A 19,983-nucleotide genomic window follows, 5' to 3' on the forward strand; every position below is an offset into this window, starting at 1 on the left:
CCACCACATGCAATAAATACACTAGCTAAAGCACCACAAATAAACAATTTACCGAAGTTTTTAAACTCATCTTATATCCTTTATGTTTAGAATTGAAACCATATATTAATATCTTAAAAATTACATATATTTTTACATGTAGAAGAAAAATTTATAATTTTTAAGATACAATACATAGAATGATAGAAGAGAGTTAATTGGCATACTACAATGTAGTATGAAATACCACACAATCGCAAATTCGTAGATTCTAGTTTCTAAAAATTACACCCCAAACCCTCTGTCCTATCCAAATTTGACAGAGTTCTAGTTTCTTAAATTTCATTCATAAGGCTAATTTCGTGAGTTTTCTCATTTTTACACTGACTTTGCTTTGCATTTATATCCGTCCTTTTAGGTTGCCCTTGTGGGTGTATAGCTCTCTTGGGGCATTTCTTTGCTTGGGGTTTGGGGTTGTAGGTTTTGCTGATGTGGCATTTGTGTGGAATATGGTATGGGATAGCACACTCACACTTGTTGGTCTCATCATTTTTTGCATTGTGCTTGAAAAGCTCTTATTTTTTGACTTTTTAGCCTATAAGATTCTAAAATTTTTAAGTGAAAAGGGAGAATGTGGGGTTATTTCTAGCTTTAAATTTTATGTGTTTATTGTGCTTTTTGGGGGATTTTTGGGGGCATTTTTTGCTAATGATGGTGCGATTTTAATCCTAACACCACTCATCATCGCCCTTTTTGGCAAACTAGATTCTAAAGATATGGAATCTAAGCTAGATTCTAAAAATTCAGCACAGATTCTAACACCGATTCTAACACCGCTTGTGATTTTCCTGCTTATAGTGAGTTTTGTAAGCGATTTTGCTTCAAATACCTTTGTGATTTCAAATCTCACAAATATCATTGCCTTGCATTTTTTTAACCTTAATGCCCTAGATTTTAGCAAGGTTATGGCATTGCCACAAATTTTTATCATCATCGCCACTCTTTGCTTTTTTATCCTTGTGCGTAAGAGATTGCCTAGAATCTTAAGGGTTAAGATTCCAAATACGGAATCTCACACGATAGAATCTAGCACAACGCCACAACAAAGCGTGATTATTATCTGTTTTGCCCTGCTTTTCTTGCTTTTATGCGGGATTTTTATAGCAAATGCTTTTTCTCTCCCGCTTTCTTCTTTCACGCTTTTATGTGCTTTTCTTAGCCTTATTCTTGCGTATAAAAGGATTGAGATTCTACCCTGCCTTAAGGCTTCGCCCTTTGGGATTGTGGTATTTTCTTTAGGGCTTTTTATCGTGGTATTTGGACTGCATTCTACACACTCTTTTATGCGGGATATTTTTGCGTTTTTCCTTGATGATTCTCTAAGCGATAGTTTTTCTACACACACTTTAGCACAAATCTTTAGCGTTGGTGCGATTAGCTCACTTGGCTCAAGCCTTATTAATAATCTGCCTATGGTAATGCTTGGCAATCTTGCTTTAAGCGACTTTGTGGGGCTTGGGGGTTTAGATTCTGCTTTTTTAGAATCTAAAGAGTTACTCATTTACGCTCATCTGCTCGGCTGCAATGTCGGGGCAAAGCTCACACCCATTGGCTCACTTGCTACACTGCTTTGGCTTTTTAGTCTTAAGCGATATGGCATTTATATTAGCTTTTGGCAGTATATGCTAGTGGCAATGCTTGTCGTGCCTTTTATGCTGTGTATGGGGCTTTTGGGGCTTTTGGTGTATGTAGGCCTGCATAGAATCTTAATGTAATTTTAAGTTTAAATTAATCTTAGAATACTACAATTCTAGCTTTATTTTTAACTCAAAGGATAGTTATGAAAGGCAAGGTTTTAACGCCAAGTTTAATCAGCGGTGAAGATGGCAATCGCTACACTTTTGAAATCAGTGATGTATCAAATCTAGAGGGTAGAAGCGTGGAAAATCTCACGGGCTGTGAGGTGGATTTTGAAGTGAGTGAAAAAGCGGCAAAAAATATTTTCATCACGGGTGGTAGTATCAATATGGCAAATATTCAAGGGCAGCTTATGGCAAATGACACACAAAGCATTCGCTTTAAGTTTTTACTTAGCATTGGACTTTATTTTGGAGGAAGTTTTATCTCTATAATCCCATTTATAGGCTGGGTGATTGGAGGTATTTTACTCATTGCTGGGTTTGTGGTTTTTGTGTTGGCTGTGCTTGGGACAAAACGCACAAGTGAAAGCCCAACTTTGTTTAAAAACTTTATTCTCTCTATCGCGATTGTGGTGGTGGCACTTATTTTGGCTATGATTTTTGGTGGTAGTGCTTTGCTTGGGGCTCTTGCTGGATATGGTTCGTCTGGTGGATTTGGGCTTGTTGTAGCGGCGATATTGCTTATTGTTGGTAGTATTGCGGCACTTGTATATAATCTTTTGTTTTTTAGAGAGTTGGCTTTTGTTACTGGGCAGAAGTTTTTACTTTGGGGTTTGTATGCAAATATTATTGGGGGTATAACAGCATTGATCTTTATTGGCTGGTTATTTGTGCTTGCGGCTCTTGTATTGTGGATTATAGGATTCTATCAAATGAAAACTATCCGCAAACGCACTGCAAGTGATTCTATGCCTTGGTTTTAGTGTGGTGATATAACTTTACATATTGCAAGATTCTGTAATATGTATAACGATTGAGCCTTATTTGTGAATCTTTTGCGTATAGGGTGAATGGGATTTGCTTATCGCATATTAATGATATGTAAGGAATATGTGTGAAACAAATTGATTGTGTGATTATCCCAGCTCGTGGTGGTAGCAAAAGAATTCCTAGAAAAAATATGCAGCCCTTTTGTGGCATATCTATGCTTGAGAGAAGTATAGATTTAGCAAGAAGGCTGAGTGATAATGTGATCGTCAGTAGTGATGACTACTCTATATTGGAGTTTGCTGAAAGTTTAGGGGCATATCCATTGCTTAGAAATAAAGCCTTAGCAGATGATATGACACCGACTTTACCTGTGATTATCCATGCTTTACTGCCTTTTATCAAGGCTGACTCTTTTGATAAGGGATTGTTTGATTCTAATCCGCTTTTTGCTAATTTGTTTGATTCTAATACACTTAGACATAAATCACAAAATAATAAGAGTTTAGATTCTTATACTTGTCATGTTGAGCGTAGCGAAATATCTAGCATATTAAATAGAGATATTTCGCCTTTTTCAAAGGTTCAAGATGACAGGATTTTAGATTCTAAAAATTCTATTCTAAACCCATCAGCCCACATAGAATTTGACAAGAAACTAGAATCTAACAATCACGCACAAAGCACAGAAAATGCAAATACAAGTGATTCTAAAAATGCCAAAGATTCACACCACATAAGCGACAAATCACAAAATAAAACATTTTTTGAAAACCACAAAAGCACCTTAAAAAACAATAACACAACATTACAAAGCGATAAAAACACAACACAAAATAAACCTGCATTACAAATATTCCCACACTCAAAAGTCCTATGCCTTTATGCCACAGCGATGTTTGCCACAGAAGAGATTATTTTAGAATCTTGCTTTATGCTTGATAAGAATCCAAACACAGCCTATATAGTCGCCATGCTTGAAGCTTCAAAGACATTCCGCTCTTTTTGCCTTGATGAGTCTAGGCATTTAAACTTCTTATTTCCAGAGTTTATAGGCACTCGTTCGCAGGATTTGCCACAGGCTTTTATCGATGCAGGGCAGTTTTATTTGGGCAGAGCAGAAAGTTTCCTAAAAGAGATTCCTTTACTTGGGGATAAAAGTATGGGGATTATCATGCAGTACGCACACGATATTGACACCACGCTTGATTTAGCGATTGCAGAGAGTCTTTTTAGCCATATCAATAAGGGCGGGGAATGAAAATACGCATATTAACAGAGAGTGAAAAAGGCTTAGGTTTAGGGCATGTTGCAAGGTGCTATAATCTTGCTAGAGTGTTTGTTAGCATGGGGTATAATGTCGATTTTTTTGTGCGGGGGAGTGCGACTTTTAAGGATTTTATCACTGCACAAGGCAGGATTGAAGGCAAAGAAGCAGCATGCTATCCACTTGCATTACAATGGGAAGAGATAGAGAATAAGGCATTACTTCATAGCGATATTTGCATAATCGATAGCTATCAAATATGTGATTTTACCCCTTTTTTAGAATCTAGCAATGTGCTTGTAATCTTTGATGATGATGGAAGACATTTTGAGTTTTTAAAACGCATTGTGAGAGAGAAAAATAGCACAAAGGCAAAGCTTTTTTTACTTAATCTCAATGGATTCTATAACACACAGGCAATAGATAGTGATATAAAAGAGCATATATTTTCAGGCTTAAAGTATGCGTTATTGCACCCATTTTTGTATAGCCTAGATATTACAAATAGCAAGAGAGAGAGTGAATTTTTTGTATGTTTGGGCGGTGAAGATTCTAAGGATATAAGTAGTGAGATTTTTACGCAGTTACTAAGCTTTGCAAGAAGCATTGTAGTAGTTGTTGGACCAAACTATAAGGGCAGTTTGCTTAAAAGCAAATATTTATGCGACAACATAGATTCTAAAGAGTCATATAGAATCTATTCTAACATCACACAGGCACAAGTTGCTACACTTTTAGCAGATTCTAAGCACTGTATTGTATCAGGTGGTGGGATTTTATTTGAAGCCTTAAGTCTTTGCCCTAAAGTCTTTGCAATCAATCTTGCGACAAATCAAGACATACAAATAAGCACATTAGAAAAGCAGAATCTAATCCGCACAATCACACTGCCCTTGCAACCCACGATATTTGAAAGTCTAGATTCTATTAGCACCTTAAAGCCAGAAATTGGCACATATACAAAAGACTTTGCCACAGAGTTAATCTTTAATGCATTGAACCATACGCTAAAATCCAAACAAGAAATAAAAGCAAAAAACTTTCAGCTTGATAAATGCAGTGCATTTGATTTTTGCAACCTAAGCCATAAAGATTCTATGAATATACTCACATATAGGAATCACCCCTTTGTGCGAGAGAGAATGTATGGTAGTAGCATAATTAGCGAACAAGCACATATTAGCTTTTTGCAGTCCCTGCCCTATGATGAACATGCGAGATATTTCCTTGTAAAAGATACAGGGCTCTTGCAAACAATAGATGGAAACACTACGCATGATATAGGTGTGATTAGCTTTTCACGCATCAATCTCAAGCATAAAAACGCCTATCTTGGAATCTATAAAAATCCATTTTTAGCAAAACATAAAACGAAGCGATATGGGCATATACTCATGCAAATGATACAGCATATCGCCTTTTGCCATTATAATCTTTACATGCTTTACCTTGAAGTCGTTGCCACAAACACACATGCCCTAAATTTCTATGAAAAAGAAGGCTTTTCCTATCTTGGCACATTGCAAAATGGTTTTAGAATCTATGAAAACAACACTGAAACTTTCCATAATGTCTTGCTATATGGCATGAAAAATCCACATTTAGAGTGATTGGGAATTTTGTGTCTTAGAAAGCTTATGCGAGTTTAAATTTTAAAGTATGATATTGTAGCTCCAGATAGCCTTAATCAAGAGATTAAGAGTTTTGTTCACATTACACTAAGCAACTAAAAATTAGAATCAAACCAGTTGGCGATTTCACTTCGTATGGTATGTTTCAATTGTAAGCCAAATATAAAATCATCTTTTTGTGCTTTTAATAATAGACTTAAAGCTCCATTACGCAAGCGGCTAAGATAGGGGTGATCGATCTGATTATAATCACCAAGAAATACAATGCGACTTTTCTCGCCCATACGCGTGCCTATAAGCTTAATAGTCGCATCAGAAGCATTTTGCACCTCATCAAAAATCACAAATTTATTATGCAGCGTGATACCCCTAGCATGTGCTATATCCATAACTTCAATGCGGTGTTTATCAAGAAAATATTGCGTTGCATGCTCTTTATCAAAGCCTTTACTCTCGCCTTTGTATTCAATACGCTTTGCAAGGGAATGCTCCTTTAAACGCTCGATAATAAAATTTATGCTACTAAATAAAGGATACATAAAATAATGTAATTTCTGGTCTTCATCACCTTTTCTAAATCCAAGCTCAGCTTCTTTATCATTTGCTGTAATAGTATTTCGCAAATACACAATACCATCGACAACGCCCATTTTTTGCAGTGCAATACCCGCTTGAAGTGCTGTCAAAGTCTTGCCACTCCCTGTGCTACCTGTGATAATGCTTACATAATTATTCGCATGTAAAAGGATCGCATAGGCAAGTTTTTGCTCGACATTTAGCGGCAATATATAGGGCTTTTGTGTGGCAATAATAGAATCTAAATCAAGTATTTCAAGAGAGTCATTTTGCTTAATGCCAAAGTGCTTTCTCCCCGTTTCATACCGCATACTATCAGTCATATCCATTTCATCAATCTCAAAAATATGCCAATTACTAAGCTTTTTAAAAGTATCGCTTTGACTAAACTCTTCTGTATCGCTACCATCTCGCAATAGTGCTACCTTATGGATAAAACTAATCTCTTTTGGACTAGTGATTGTGGCTTGATTAAGTGAGGAAGATTCTATATTTTCTATCATGGATCGCACACGCAAAGCAATATCATTTGTAAGCAACAATAGCTTATAATCCTTTGCAATCTCTCTAAGGCGCGCATCATTAAAGCCATAATCACTATGTGCCGTGCGATATATCGTGCGTGTAATCACAAAAAGTGGCACACAAATATCTTGTGCCTGAAACACAATACAAGTAATATAATCTGTTGAAAGCTGTGGTGTTATGCTTGTCATACTCTCTTTTGAAACATTGTGAATGCGGCGGAAAAATTCACGCGCAAAATAGCCACTCTCACTTTGCTGATCCTTTTTCCTATCTAGCTCTTCTAAGACAATATCTGTGATAAAAAGTTCCATATTTTTGTGGTGTAAATCAATGAGATTCTGTGTGTTATCAAGGATAATTGAAGTATCAAGCAATACCTGCTGCATTACGCCCCTTATGCTAAAATGTGGTGATAATTTTAGCATAAAATGCGGTGAATAGCGATGAGATAGATATTAGACTTAGTTTTAGCCGTATTGTTTTGGAATCTAAATGTATTTGCTAAAGGATATTGTATAAGGTTTGTTATAATTTAGCTTTTATTAAAATATATCGAGTTGATAACATATAAAGGATACAAATGCAGGTTACGATTATTGGCAGTGGGTATGTAGGGCTTGTGGCTGGGGCATGTTTTGCCCAAATGGGAAATGAAGTGATTTGCCTTGATGTGGATTCTAAAAAGATAGAATCTTTAAAGCAAGGCAAAATCCCTATCTATGAGCCGGGCTTAGAAGAAATGGTGCGTGAGAATGCTAGGCTTAAAACTTTGCGTTTTAGCACGGATAAAAAGGAAGCTATCTCAAATGCGGAAGTGATTTTTATCGCTGTTGGCACACCTATGGGTGAAGATGGCAGTGCGGATTTAAGCTTTGTTAAAGCTGTGGCACAAGACATTGGCAGTTATATAGAGCGAGAATATGTCGTGGTGGTGGATAAAAGCACGGTGCCGGTTGGGACGGCTAGAAAGGTGAGAAGAATCATAGAATCTGCTTTAGCAAAAAGGGGGAGGCATTCAGTATTGAGCGATAAATCAGGGAGTGCTTCGCCTTGCTCATTGCAACGCACGACTAGTGCGTCTCATTCGCAAGACTTGCACAACCCTAATTTCTCATCTCAATCCTTAGAATGCCAAGATTCTAGCGACACAGATTCTAATGCGGAAGTATCTTTGCGGGATTTTGGAGAATCTGCCAACTTAGATTCTAGCAATTCTAAGATTGTGAGTGAAAAATGTGGGTTGCCAAAAAAATCACAAGGGAGTTACCTAAGCGGTAATGACCGCAGTGATTTTTCGCAGCTCCCACATTTATCGCCACAAGCTGAATTGCCAAATAACAAAGATACAACGCAAAAAATAACCTTTGATGTCGTAAGCAACCCAGAATTCCTCAAAGAAGGCGTTGCTATAAAAGACTTTATGAGTCCAGATAGAGTGGTTATCGGCACAGATTCTACAAGGGCATTAGAAGTGATGAAAGCCTTGTATGCACCATTTTTATTGAAAAGCGATAGACTCATTGCGATGGGGATAGAATCTGCGGAGATGACAAAATATGCGGCAAATGCGATGCTTGCTACAAAGATTAGTTTTATTAATGAGATGAGCCAAATCTGTGAGCGTGTGGGGGCAAATATCAATGATGTGCGGCAGGGCATAGGCAGCGACTCGCGTATTGGATATAGCTTTATTTACCCGGGCTGTGGGTATGGCGGGAGCTGCTTCCCTAAAGATGTAAGGGCGTTAGAAAAAAGTGCAAAAGATGTGGGTTATACAGCAAGGATTCTACAAGCGGTGCAAGAAGTCAATGAAAAGCAAAAAATGCTTTTGGTAGAAAAGATTGTTAGGCATTTTGGGGAGAACTTACAAGGGCTTAGCTTTTGTGTGTGGGGACTTAGCTTTAAGCCAGAGACTGATGATATGCGTGAGGCAAGCTCTTTGGTGTTAATAAATGAGCTAACTAACCGTGGGGCAAGGATACAAGCCTATGACCCAAAGGCATACGAACAAGCGAGATTCTATCTCAAAGATAAATTATCTTCTATTACATTTATGGAGAGTAAATATAGTGCGTTGCAGGGCTGTGCAGCGTTGGTGCTGCTAACTGAATGGCGGGAGTTTAGAAGCCCTGATTTTGGCGAGATAGCAAAGCTGTTAAAAGAGCCTATTATCTTTGATGGGCGGAATATTTATCAGCATTGTGGCTTAGAATCTAAGGGCTTTGCGTATTATCAAATAGGGGTTGGAAATATAGAATTATAAAAACTAGATTAAGTATATAAGATTTGGGATCTCAATGCAAAAAGATTGAGAATCTTTGTGGAATATGTTAGCCAAACTTTTAAAAGCTTGGCTGTTGGGTTTATAGAAATTATAAAATCTCTATTTAATGTCTATGTGCTTAACATTGCAAGTTATTTTTTATGAATGCCGTTAATATAGAATTTAATAGATTCTACACCATTCTTTTTTGCCCATTCATACGCACTTGACACAAACGCCCAGTGGATGTGTGAGAAAAACTTCTCCAAATACGCAGGACGCGCGTTTTTATGATCGATATAGTAAGCATGCTCCCATACATCAACTACTAGCAAAGGCACTTTATCCTCTGTGATAGGTGTTGCTGCATTGCTTGTTTGCACGATTTCTAACTTTTTTGTATTTAAGTTATACACAAGCCAGCACCAACCAGCACCAAATAGAGTTGTCGCAGCTTGTATAAATTTCTCTTTAAAGCCATCAAGCGAACCAAACTCTTCATTAATCGCTGCACTCAAATCAGCACTCATATCTGTTTTACTTGGTGAGATGCAGTCCCAGTAGAAATCATGATTATACACCTGCGCAGCATTATTAAAAAGACCGCTATTTGACTTTTTGATAATATCATACAATTCTGCATTCTCAAACTCACCACCTTTAATAAGGTTATTTAAGTTTGTTACATAAGTTTGATGATGCTTACCATAGTGATATTCAAAAGTTGTAGGGGTAAGGAAGTCTCCAAACGCATTAGTCTCATAGGGTAATTTTCTTAATTCAAACATATTATCTCCTGAAAAATTAAAATGAAGCTATATTATAATATACTTTGCTTAATATTTGTATGGTTGAAAGTTAATTAAATGTTAGATAAGTATTCATTCGTAATTAACCAGAAATTTTAGCAGACAATAAATCATATAAGTATCATAACAACACACTTCCTAATCATAGTAACAAAACCGCAATCATACACTCACTCAATAAAGCCCTTTTCGCGCCAAATAAATACCCACCATAATGATTCCTATACCTAACATTTCTATCCCATCCAAATATTCTCCGAGAATAAAAAAACCCATTAATGCCGCAACAATGGGTGTAAAAAGCAGTAAAATAGATGAAAGTTGTGTGCTTGCTTTGCCTAACACAAAATTTAAAAATCCTTGTCCAATCACCTGTCCAAAAAATGCTATCAGTGCAATTACCCAAAAATCTTTCATATCTTTGGGGGTTTCAAAACCCTCAACAAACACAGCCATAATAAAAAGCAGACTAGCTGCACCTATATAGCTAAAAAATGTGATCTCTAAGGTATCATAACGTTTTCTCATAGAATACACTACACTTAAAAATATGCTATAACACATAACACTTAAAAATGCCATAAAGTCCCCAAATGGTGTTGCGACGCTTAGTTCACCCTTACCTCCAACCAATACTATAACACCAATAAAGGCTATACCAGCGGTAACACCAAAATTCTTTTGGAATCTTTCCTTAAAAAAGAACACACCAATGGGTATCAAAATAAAACACGCAAGAGAAGCAAAAAGATTCACATTTGCGACACTTGTATTGTGCAAAGCGATATTAAAAAACACCAAATCTGACGCACAAAAGATTCCGCCAAACATCATTAGTGCAATATCCTTTAATGGAATCTTAAAAATATTGTTGCGTATATTTGCCATAAGCCAAAAGATGGGCAGCGTCAAAGCAATGGAATAGAAACCCAAATTCATAGGCGACATATCAGTGAGCTTGATAAGCACACTAGAATAGATCGTAGCGATCTGCGACAATATGGCTATAAGTGTAATGTTAAACTGCTTTAGATTCAAATAAAGTCCTTAATAGTTTGTATGTCTAATCTTTCACTATAATACAATAAAAATAAACAAACCTAAACACACTCTAATAACTTTCCTTCTTTGCAAAATATACACCAATAAGTATAATGCAAATCCCGCATATTTCAAAAATTCCAAGTTTCTCACCAAGGATAAAAAAGCCCATTAACGCAGCGATTATGGGGACAAAAAGCAATAAAAGTGAGGAGGTTTGGGTATTCACTTTGCCTAAAATATAGTTAAAAAATCCTTGTCCAATCACTTGTCCGCATAACGCAATAAGGGCGATTATCCCAAAATCTCTCATATCCTTTGGCACTTCAAAGCCCTCAAAGATTAAGGCAAGGACTAAAAGCGTAAGGCTTGAGCCAATGCAAGCAAAAAACATAATCTCTAAAGTCCCATATCGTTTTCTTAGTGAGTAAATCACAGCTAAAAAGCAGCTATAACATAGCACACTTAAGAATGCCATAAAGTCCCCAAATGGCGTTGCCACACTTAACTCGCCCTTGCCACCAACCAAGACAACAATGCCGCAAAATGCCACAATGGCCCCGATTAAAAGGCTTTTTCTAAACTTTTCCTTGAAAAAGAAAATGCCAATAGGAATGAGAATAAAACATGCAAGAGAGCCAAAAAGATTCGCATTTGCCACACTTGTATGCCGCAATGCGAGATTAAAAAACAATAAATCAAAGGCAAAAAAGATGCCTGCTAGCATCATAAATGCAATATCTTTGAATGGAATCTTAAAGACATTTCTACGCGTATTTGCCATAAGCCAGAAAATGGGCAACGCTAAGGCTATGCGATAGAATCCTAAGTTTATAGGCGACATGTCTGTAAGCTTTACAAGCACACTCGCATAGATGATAAAGCTTTCTGCAAGGATTGCAAGGAGAATAAAAAAGCTAGAATTTCTAGGAATCTTTGGGAGTTTAAATAACTTTTTTTTACGATTAGATTCTGCATCCATTTTGCGTAGTGTATGATTTTTGATAGTGGAGTTTTTGAAATTTGTCTCATTTGGGTGCGTGCAGGGTTTGGGTTGCAAAAAATGAAATTTAGAATCTATTAAGGTAGAAAGTCTATTGTAAGTTGTGCCATGAAACATGAAGAAATCCTAGAGATTTAGATTCTAGAATTATAAGCAAAAATATTAGGATATGTAGTTTTTAAAGCAAGACTAAAACTACATTGTGATTTAGACTTTTGGAATCTAGCCCATTTAAATGTTGAGTGTAAGCAAACTTTCCAAGGTCTTAGAATGCAATAGGACTATTTACGCTAAGAATAACTGCCAAACATCAATTTTTTAGTCGTATTGGTGCGATTCCAAATATATAAATCAAGCAAAAAGAGAGAAGTAGATTCTAAAATGCTATGCTGTATATCGCTTTGTAAGTCAAAAATATGGCGATTATAATGCGTGTTTAAGTCCCTTTTAAACATCGGCATTAAAGGCACATTAATGCAGAGTTTGCCATTTGGCTTTAGCACCCGCTCACATTCACGCCATACTTTTAAAAGCTCTTGAATGTAGGTTTTGTAGTCTGTAAGACTACCTAAATCCCCCCCCCCCCCGCAACTGCAGAGTGTTTTACATTTTGATAGCCATCTTTTGAGTAGTCTTTGATATTAAAATATGGCGGACTTGTGATAATTAAATCTATGCTAGATTCACTCACTTCGCTCATATTTTGACTAGATTTATAAAAGATTGTATTCATTTAGTTGAATCTTTCCTTATTGACTTTATTTAGTTTTGTGTGTTTTGCAGTCTTATTTTACCACCTTTTTGTAAGCTTCTCTCTCCCTTTCTTGCCACAAAACCACGCTTTTTATGCACTCTTTTTGTAGGGCTTTAATAAAAGATTCTATAAAGTTAAAATCAATATTGTTAGAATCTAAAACAGGCAGTAAAATCTCTGTTTCATTGAAAGTCTTTTCAAAATCTCGCACTAAAACGCCTTGAAAAATCTTTTGATTTTTATTTAGCCAAGTGATGAAAAATTGTGCGATTGTAGCATTTAGCCCACTAAATTTTGGATATAAAGTTTTAGTAAATTGCCCTGCATAAAAGTCCTTTTGCATATAGAAAAACTGCATTCCAAGCATACCTACAGCTATGCTTTCTCCCTTGATTTTATGCTCCTCGTCTAAATACTCCACATAACCTGCTATACCATTATTTAAACAAGTGCGCGTAAAGTAAGGGTATGGGGCATTTTCACTAAAGTTAAAACTATCTTTGTTTAATTGCGGATTAGACTTCACACTAAATAGCTCTTCACATTTAAAGCTTTTCCACTCTATATTGTGGTTTTTGTCATATTGAGCTAACTTTGTTAGCGAAATATCTTTGTTAGATTCTGCTTTAGATACTTCGCCCAAAGGCTCAGTATGACAGGGAAAAAAGTCAGTTTCAAGCAAGAAGGAATGAGAATGATAAGGCTTAAATTGAGAATCTTGCACTTTTTGCTCTTTGCAAAACTCTTCATACTCACTAAGGGTAAATCTTACCCCCCCCCCCCCGTTAATTACGGCATTATAGGCTTTTAGCTTACTCTCCCAGAATCTATAAAGTGTTTCAATGTGCTGTTTTTCAATGGCTTTGATAAAAGATTCCATAAAGTTAAAATTGATAGATGGCGTTGGCTTTTGGGCTAAAAATGGCGATTGCTTCGGCTCATCTGCGGTCATTACCACTTTAGGTAACTCTCTTGATTCACCTTGAAAACCGCAATTTACTAAAGAAACTTCGGCTTTGCCTTGTTTTCTTATCTCAACTGCTTTCGCATTGGATTTTGTGGTTTTGTTCATTATAAAATCTAGTTGTGCGTTTTTGTCATTTTGAGCGTTAGCGAAAAATCTAGATTCTGTGTTGTTAGATACTTCGCCTAAAGGCTCAGTATGACAAGCGGTGGGCAAAACGGGCAGTAAAACGCACACATTTTTCAAATTTTCTACATTAAAAGAGCTACTTCCCCAGCTAAAACCCATAAAAGCCTTTTTCATCACAGAAATAAGAAAATTTGCCTTATATCTATCTAATTCCCCTTTTTTAAAGGTAAAAATCTTAATCTTATCTCCAGTAAAATAAGGGCTTGTTTGATAGAAAATCGTAGCGGTATCTTGCCCAAAACTTATGGTATTTGCTTCATTTAAAAACGCTTCGTCTTCATCAATATACCCACGAATTCCATTATTAGAATCTCCTCTCGCCACATAAGGATATTTTCCATTAAACTTAATTGCATTAGCATTAAATTTTTTCTTAGGCGTGTTTATCTCAAACAACTCGCCGATTTTAAAGCTTTTCCACTCTATGTCATTTTTCGCACTGCTAGATTCTAGCTCTTTTTGTGCTAGGGTGCTTAGGGCAGTGTTAGCAAAGCTTTGCCATTCTCTAGAATCTGTAAGCGTAAAATCTTGTAAGACTTTAAGCGGCACTTCGTGCGAAATGCCGCTTACTCTCTCTCTCTCTCTCGTTTGGTGTGCTTAGATTCTCAAAAGCTTTTAGTGCGTCTTTTTCTTTTTGGCTTAAAGTATAATCGTTTAAGCCTGTAACCTTAAGATAGGCTTCAAGTTCTTGAAGACGCTCGGCTTCAAGTTCTTGAAGACGCTCGGCTTCAAGTGCCTTGATGTAGGATTCCATATAGTTAAAGGCGATTTTATAACCCTGCATTGCATTTGAGCGATAAATCGCGGATTTGCAAGTATGGATTTGTTGCTTCGCAACTGCATCTGCGTTGTCGGCTCGGTCATTACCCTTTAGGTAACTCCCTTCGCCTCCGCCTTGAAAACCGCAATTTACTAAAGAAACTTCGGTTTCGCCTTGTTTTCTCATCTCAACTGCTTCCGCATTAGACTTTGTGTTTTTGTCATTTTGAGCCGTAGGCGAAAAATCTTTTTTGGATTCTATGTTTTGAGATACTTCCCTTTCGCTACGCTCAAGGTCAGTATGACAAGCGGTAGGCAAAACGGGCAGAGATAATTTAAGATTGCTAATCTTGCTCCAAGTTGCCATATCCGCAAAACAAAAAAGCAATTTGAAATAATTCATCACCGAAGCGATATAAAGTCCCGTCTTTTTATTTAGCTCAAAAAGTGGGTGTAAGCACATAACTCTAGCGTGTGTAACCATTTTATATTCAAAGTCTCTATAAAATACATTGCCAAACATATCGCAAGTTAGCGTATTTTTAGGGAAAATTCTTGCTTTTATATCAGTTTTGCCTATCACGCCATTATTTTCTAGCCCAGCACTGACAACTTGATGTCCTTTATCGTTTAAATGAATTTTTTGTATATCAAAATCCCCATTTTGAGGCGTAAATAACTTATGAATTTCAATATCTCTCCACTCGCCCCCGTTTTGCTTGAAGTCTTTTTCAAGCTCTCTCAAACGAGGGCTAAGGGCGTTTCCCTCCATTCCTCCATTTATAGAATCTGCCTGTGTATTTTTAGATACTTCCCTTTCGCTTTGCTCAAGGTCAGTATGACAAGAATTTTTCAGCACATTACTTACTTCCCACGCGAGATACTCACTCACGCATTTTTTAAAGTCCGCTAAAGTGGGCGTTGTATCTATCTTTTTGTGTTGGTCAAAGTTCCAGTCCGCCCCACTATCACTAATGAAATCTTCTACATACACTTCGCTTAAGTTAATGGGCTTTTCATACACGCTATTATCAATCTTGGCATTCAAGCCTTGCTTGTAGATTTTAAGAATATCTTTATATCTTTGAGTGGGCTTATCTACTTCTTGCAAACTTCTTTTTGTGCGTTTGTAGCCGTCATTTCTAAAGTCTATAAATTTCACTGGCTTTTCAAAATCGTGCGGGATTTTTGCTTCAAAAATATAAATGCTTGTTTGCACTCCTGCCATAGGCTGAAATAAATCTATGGGCATTTTGATACTAGCCTTTAGCGTGTGTTTTTTAAGTATGGATTGGGTTACAGAGATAGCTTGTCCATTGCCTGCGCTATCTTGGATAATGATAGCTCCTAAGCCGTGCTTTTGCATCCTATCTAGTCCAAATTCTATAAATGGAAGTCCATTGTAATCCCAAGTGAAAGGGGGATTAAGCAGGATTCTAGTAGGCTTAAACTGCTCATATAGCGAATTGTCTGTTTTAAAGGTATTTGCCTTATAGATTTTACTTGAGCCATCACCGCGTAAAATCATATTACTCGTAGCTAGGGCAAACATCTCGGCGTTGTATTCTATCCCTAAAAGCTGCTTAGTCTTAAGCTCTAAAATGGCTTTATTTGCTTGTGTGCTGTGCTTGGCTGTGTTTTTATAGACATCTTCTATCATTTGCTCCATACTAGAGATGAGAAATCCAGCTGAGCCTGTGGCTAAGTCCATAACTCTATCTGTGCTTGTGATGTCTAAAATTTGGGTCATCATTTTGGTAACATAAGGGGGAGTTAGCACTATGCCTAGCTCCTTGCCATCGCCTAAAGCGTATTTTAAAAACTCACTATAACACTCACCCATAATGTCTAAATGCCCATTAAGCCCATCAATTTCGCTATAAATGTATGTATAAATGTAGGCGAAAATTTGCTTATTGATACTTGAGGGTTCTTTAAGAATGTGGGCTATGATTTTATGATTTGGGTTTTTTGGCTTACCCTCTTTGTCGTAATAAAATTCGGGGATTTCGTCCCTATCGGTATCTTTTCTAATCTCGTTAAAAGAATCTAACATAAGCTTTCTTTTTGCACTATCTGGGACTTTGACTTTTAAAAACTCTTCAATGCGTTCAAACACTAGTTCCCCATCTCTTAGCCCATCTTCTTGTGAGCCTTGCAGATCGGCTGGGCTTAACCCTTTAGTTAGGATTCTATACTTATTACTCATCACACTTTGCATTGATAGAATCATACCTGCGATGTAAAGCACTCTTTGGGGTGCGGTGATGTTGTGATTGTGCATAAGCTTATTAAGCTGGGCACTATGGTAGGATAAATGCCATTTACCCCTAATAAGTATCAAGTGCTTATCTTCTTCTGTGAGCTTGCACTCTTCTTTATAAAAATGTGTAAAGCTTTTTGCGTTTTCTAAAAAGTCTAAATTTGTGCGTTTTATCTCCTTATAGGCAAGTGAAGAGTCTGCAAAGACACAAGCGATTTTTACCTTTACATTTTGGCTACTATCTCCTGCTATGCCTATGGCGATGATTTCTTTGTAGTGGTCTTGCTTTTGACTTTCATTTTGCAATGCCACCCTTGCGTAATGCAAAGCACCATTAAGGGCGTATTTGCTAATGGCATCGTTAGAGAAATCTAGGGCTTTTTCATTATCCTTTGCGTATTTTTCAAGCTTCCCTACTCCTAGCTTACATTCAAAAATAACTGGGATAATCTCATTATCAACTTTGTATTTCTCTATCACAAAATCTGGTATCCCTATGCCTGTTTGCTTCTTGGTCTTGCTTGCACCTTTTAGGGCGTCTTTGAGATAAGCACTCGCATCTTTTTCTAAGAAGTCTTTGCCTAGTTTTAAGCCCATAGCCTTTAGCTTCTCTCTTACCCATTCATCAACTTGCACTTCTTTACTCCACTGCATATTGCTATCCTTTATCCCTTTTTGCCTTTAGTCTAGCTTCTCTCTTGCAATGTTTTTTGCTAGATCTAGGGCTTCTTGGACTTTGCTAGAATCTGTAATCTTACCTCCAGCGGTAGCAAAGTCATCTCTGCCCCCACCATTGCCGCCTAAGATTTGTGCGACTTGCTTTACCCACGCTCCAGCTTTGAGACTAGATACACCCTTTACTCCAGCGGTTAAAGAAACTTTGCCACCAGATTCTGTTACAAGCAAAATCGCTACTTTTTCATTCTCATTTTTCGCCCGATCAATAATATCTTTTGCCTCTTTTGCTTCCACTAAATCTAGCTTTAGGACGATGAGTTTCACGCCATTTACTTCCTCATAATCTAAGCTTTTGACACTTTGTTTTGCCTTGTTTGCACTCTCTCTAGCTTCTTTCAAAGCGATTTGTAGCTTTGCCACACCCTGCAAGACATCTTGGGCTTTTAGCTGCTCTTTTAGAGTCTTTATAGATTCTATTGCCACTTTGCCATAGTGATATGCCGCTTTGCCACACACCGCTTCAATACGCCTAACCCCACTACTCACGCTACTTTCACGCACGATATAAAAGCTCCCAATCTCTGCGGTATTGTGGATATGAATCCCCCCACATAGCTCAATAGAATCCCCAAGAGTTATCACACGCACACTCTCCCCATACTTCTCGCCAAAAAGTGCCATAGCCCCCTTTGCCTTAGCCTGTTCTATCCTCATAGTCTCGCACACTTGCGGGGAAGATTCTGTAATTTTACTATTGACTAGGGCTTCTATTTGCTCTAGCTCATTGACGCTTAACGCCTTTGGGTGAGAAAAGTCAAAACGCAAGCGATTTGCTTCTACAAGGCTTCCAGCTTGAGCGATGTGAGGTCCTAGAATCTGCCTTAGGGCGTAATGCAGTAAATGCGTGGCGGAGTGGTGCTTAATGATTTCAAAACGACTAGAATCCACTTGTGCTTTTACCAAATCCCCCACTTTTAGCATACTTGTGGCAACGACTTTAGAGAGATTTAGTCCAAAGTATTTTTGAGTATCAAGGACTTGTGCGATAATATTAGAATCATTTTTTAGCATACCTTTATCCCCCACCGGTCCACCTGACTCCGGATAAAACGGCGTAGATTCCAACATCACCCAGCCCTCTTGCCCTGCTTGTAAAGATTCCACTCTTTTAAAGCTAGAATCTAAAAGAGCTAGAATCTTAGATTCTGTGCTTATGCACTCATAGCCTACAAACTTATTCTCGCCAAACTCACTTAAAAGTGTGTTAAAATCGCCTTCTTTGATAGTATCACCGCTTCCTTTCCAGTGTGCTTTGCTTCTATCTTTTTGCTCCTGCATACATTTTTCAAAACCCTGCAAATCTATACTTAAATTAAGCTCACGCAACATATCTTGCGTTAAATCAAGCGGAAAGCCGTAAGTGTCATAAAGCTTGAAAGCTATCTCGCCATTAAAACTTTTTTCATTCTTTTGCCGCATAGAATCTAGCTCCGCTTGAAACAACGCCATTCCAGACTCTATCGTCTCAAAAAATCTCTCTTCTTCTGCCTTGCATTGCTCTTGCAGGGCATTTTTACGCTCTATTAAATAGCTATAATGTCCGCCCATAGAATCACACACTACCCCTACAACTTCATATAAAAACGCTTTTCTTAAACCTAGCAAATAGCCGTGCCTAACCGCTCTGCGTAAGATTCTCCGCAAAACATAGCCCCTGCCCTCTTTGTCAAAATTTACCCCTTGTGCGAGTAGAAACGCCACAGCTCGTGCGTGATCAGCGATAACACGGAAGCTTGCAATGTCTTTCTTACAAGAATCTATTATATCTTTTGCAAAGCCCATCGTGTTTTTAAGTAGCACACTATCGCGGTAATAGCTCTTGCCTGTAAGTTCTTTAATACACTGCATTATGGGTGCAAAAAGACTAGAATCAAAATTATTTATCTCGCCCTCTTTGAGTGCTATTACTCGCTCTAGCCCCATACCTGTATCAATGCTAGGCTTAGGCAGAGGCTTCAAAGCCCCGCTAGAATCCCGCTCATACTGCATAAACACAAGATTCCATATCTCTAAAAATCTATCCCCCTCGCCCCCAAAATAATCTTCTTCGCTATGAAAAAACTCTGCCCCTTGATCCACATATATCTCACTGCAAGGTCCGCAAGGTCCTGTATCGCCCATTTGCCAGAAGTTATCCTTATCGCCCATTCTTTTAATACGACTAGATTCTATATGCTCCTGCCATAATTCATACGCTTCATCATCGCTTTCATGAATCGTTACATATAAAAGGCTCTTATCAAAACCTAAAATTTCTGTTACAAACTCCCACGCATACGCAATAGCTTCTCTTTTAAAATACGCTCCAAAGCTAAAGTTGCCAAGCATTTCAAAAAGCGTGTGATGTCGTGCGGTATAGCCGACATTTTCTAAGTCGTTGTGCTTCCCACCTGCACGGATACAAAGCTGTGAGCTTGTAGCGATATTTGGACTTGGGATTGGAATCTTACCTGTAAAAATATCCTTAAACTGCACCATTCCCGCATTGGTAAAAAGCAAACTCGCATCATCTGGCACTAAAGGCATAGAATCATAAACCTTATGCCCCTTGCTTTTAAAAAAGTCTATATATTTTGCTCGTATATCCATGTA

The 19,983-nt window shown here is 37.6% G+C and carries 12 protein-coding genes and 2 pseudogenes; 5 read left to right on the forward strand and 9 right to left on the reverse strand.

All coding sequences use genetic code 11. The features are described 5' to 3' along the window. Window positions 1-341: 341 nt before the first annotated feature. The 4 genes from C6H08_RS10460 to pseH all read left to right on the forward strand — a co-directional run bounded on the left by C6H08_RS10460 (window position 342) and on the right by pseH (window position 5,483). Entirely contained in the window at window positions 342-1,754 is a 1,413-nt protein-coding gene (locus C6H08_RS10460) for an arsenic transporter (RefSeq protein WP_034563111.1), read from the forward strand. Window positions 1,755-1,819: 65 nt separating this feature from the next. After that, the gene (locus C6H08_RS10465; protein WP_034579374.1) at window positions 1,820-2,602 is read left to right on the forward strand and encodes a 2-amino-4-hydroxy-6-hydroxymethyldihydropteridine pyrophosphokinase; all 783 of its coding nucleotides are present in this window, start codon (window positions 1,820-1,822) and stop codon (window positions 2,600-2,602) included. Between the two features lie 131 nt (window positions 2,603-2,733). After that, entirely contained in the window at window positions 2,734-3,867 is a 1,134-nt protein-coding gene (locus tag C6H08_RS10470; protein WP_034579370.1) for a cytidylyltransferase domain-containing protein, read from the forward strand. Further along, window positions 3,864-5,483, forward strand: a complete 1,620-nt coding sequence (gene pseH, locus C6H08_RS10475; protein WP_034579366.1) for a UDP-4-amino-4,6-dideoxy-N-acetyl-beta-L-altrosamine N-acetyltransferase — start codon at window positions 3,864-3,866, stop codon at window positions 5,481-5,483. The genes C6H08_RS10470 and pseH overlap by 4 nt, the downstream gene beginning before the upstream one ends. A gap of 116 nt (window positions 5,484-5,599) precedes the next feature. On the opposite strand, the gene C6H08_RS10480 is transcribed toward pseH, so the two are convergent. Further along, window positions 5,600-6,994 carry a PhoH family protein gene (locus C6H08_RS10480; RefSeq protein WP_034579362.1) on the reverse strand — a complete coding sequence of 465 codons (1,395 nt, stop codon included), beginning with the start codon at window positions 6,992-6,994 and terminating at the stop codon, window positions 5,600-5,602. A 194-nt stretch (window positions 6,995-7,188) separates the two neighbouring features. Between C6H08_RS10480 and C6H08_RS10485 the strand changes: the two genes are divergently transcribed. After that, entirely contained in the window at window positions 7,189-8,871 is a 1,683-nt protein-coding gene (locus tag C6H08_RS10485) for a UDP-glucose dehydrogenase family protein (protein WP_034579359.1), read from the forward strand. Window positions 8,872-9,023: 152 nt separating this feature from the next. Here the strand turns inward: C6H08_RS10485 and C6H08_RS10490 are convergent, their stop codons facing one another. From C6H08_RS10490 to alaS, 8 genes and pseudogenes are all read right to left on the reverse strand, one after another. Continuing rightward, window positions 9,024-9,659 carry a superoxide dismutase gene (locus C6H08_RS10490; protein WP_034563098.1) on the reverse strand — a complete coding sequence of 212 codons (636 nt, stop codon included), beginning with the start codon at window positions 9,657-9,659 and terminating at the stop codon, window positions 9,024-9,026. A gap of 195 nt (window positions 9,660-9,854) precedes the next feature. After that, window positions 9,855-10,718, reverse strand: coding sequence for a DMT family transporter (locus tag C6H08_RS10495; RefSeq protein ID WP_034563095.1), 864 nt, complete (start codon window positions 10,716-10,718; stop codon window positions 9,855-9,857). 73 nt (window positions 10,719-10,791) lie between these two features. Next, a complete protein-coding gene (locus tag C6H08_RS10500; RefSeq protein ID WP_080732153.1) occupies window positions 10,792-11,841 on the reverse strand; it encodes a DMT family transporter in 1,050 nt (349 codons plus the stop codon). 179 nt (window positions 11,842-12,020) lie between these two features. Further along, window positions 12,021-12,457, reverse strand: a pseudogene (locus C6H08_RS11600) (DNA methyltransferase); the annotation flags it as partial. Window positions 12,458-12,509: 52 nt separating this feature from the next. Then, complete coding sequence (locus C6H08_RS10515) at window positions 12,510-14,180, reverse strand: restriction endonuclease subunit S (protein WP_233708576.1); 1,671 nt, start codon at window positions 14,178-14,180, stop codon at window positions 12,510-12,512. Next, window positions 14,170-15,162, reverse strand: coding sequence for a restriction endonuclease subunit S (locus tag C6H08_RS12160; RefSeq protein WP_233708577.1), 993 nt, complete (start codon window positions 15,160-15,162; stop codon window positions 14,170-14,172). Before C6H08_RS12160 ends, C6H08_RS10515 begins: the two co-directional genes overlap by 11 nt. Window positions 15,163-15,237: 75 nt before the next feature. Then, window positions 15,238-17,307 (reverse strand): annotated as a pseudogene (locus tag C6H08_RS10525) (HsdM family class I SAM-dependent methyltransferase); the annotation flags it as partial. 27 nt (window positions 17,308-17,334) lie between these two features. Further along, on the reverse strand, window positions 17,335-19,980 hold the full coding sequence (alaS, locus tag C6H08_RS10530; RefSeq protein ID WP_034578985.1) for an alanine--tRNA ligase: 2,646 nt from the start codon (window positions 19,978-19,980) through the stop codon (window positions 17,335-17,337). Between the last annotated feature and the right edge of the window lie 3 nt (window positions 19,981-19,983).

Origin of the sequence: Helicobacter bilis (assembly GCF_900198365.1) — a bacterium.
GTDB classification, from domain to species: Bacteria; Campylobacterota; Campylobacteria; order Campylobacterales; family Helicobacteraceae; genus Helicobacter_A; species Helicobacter_A bilis_B.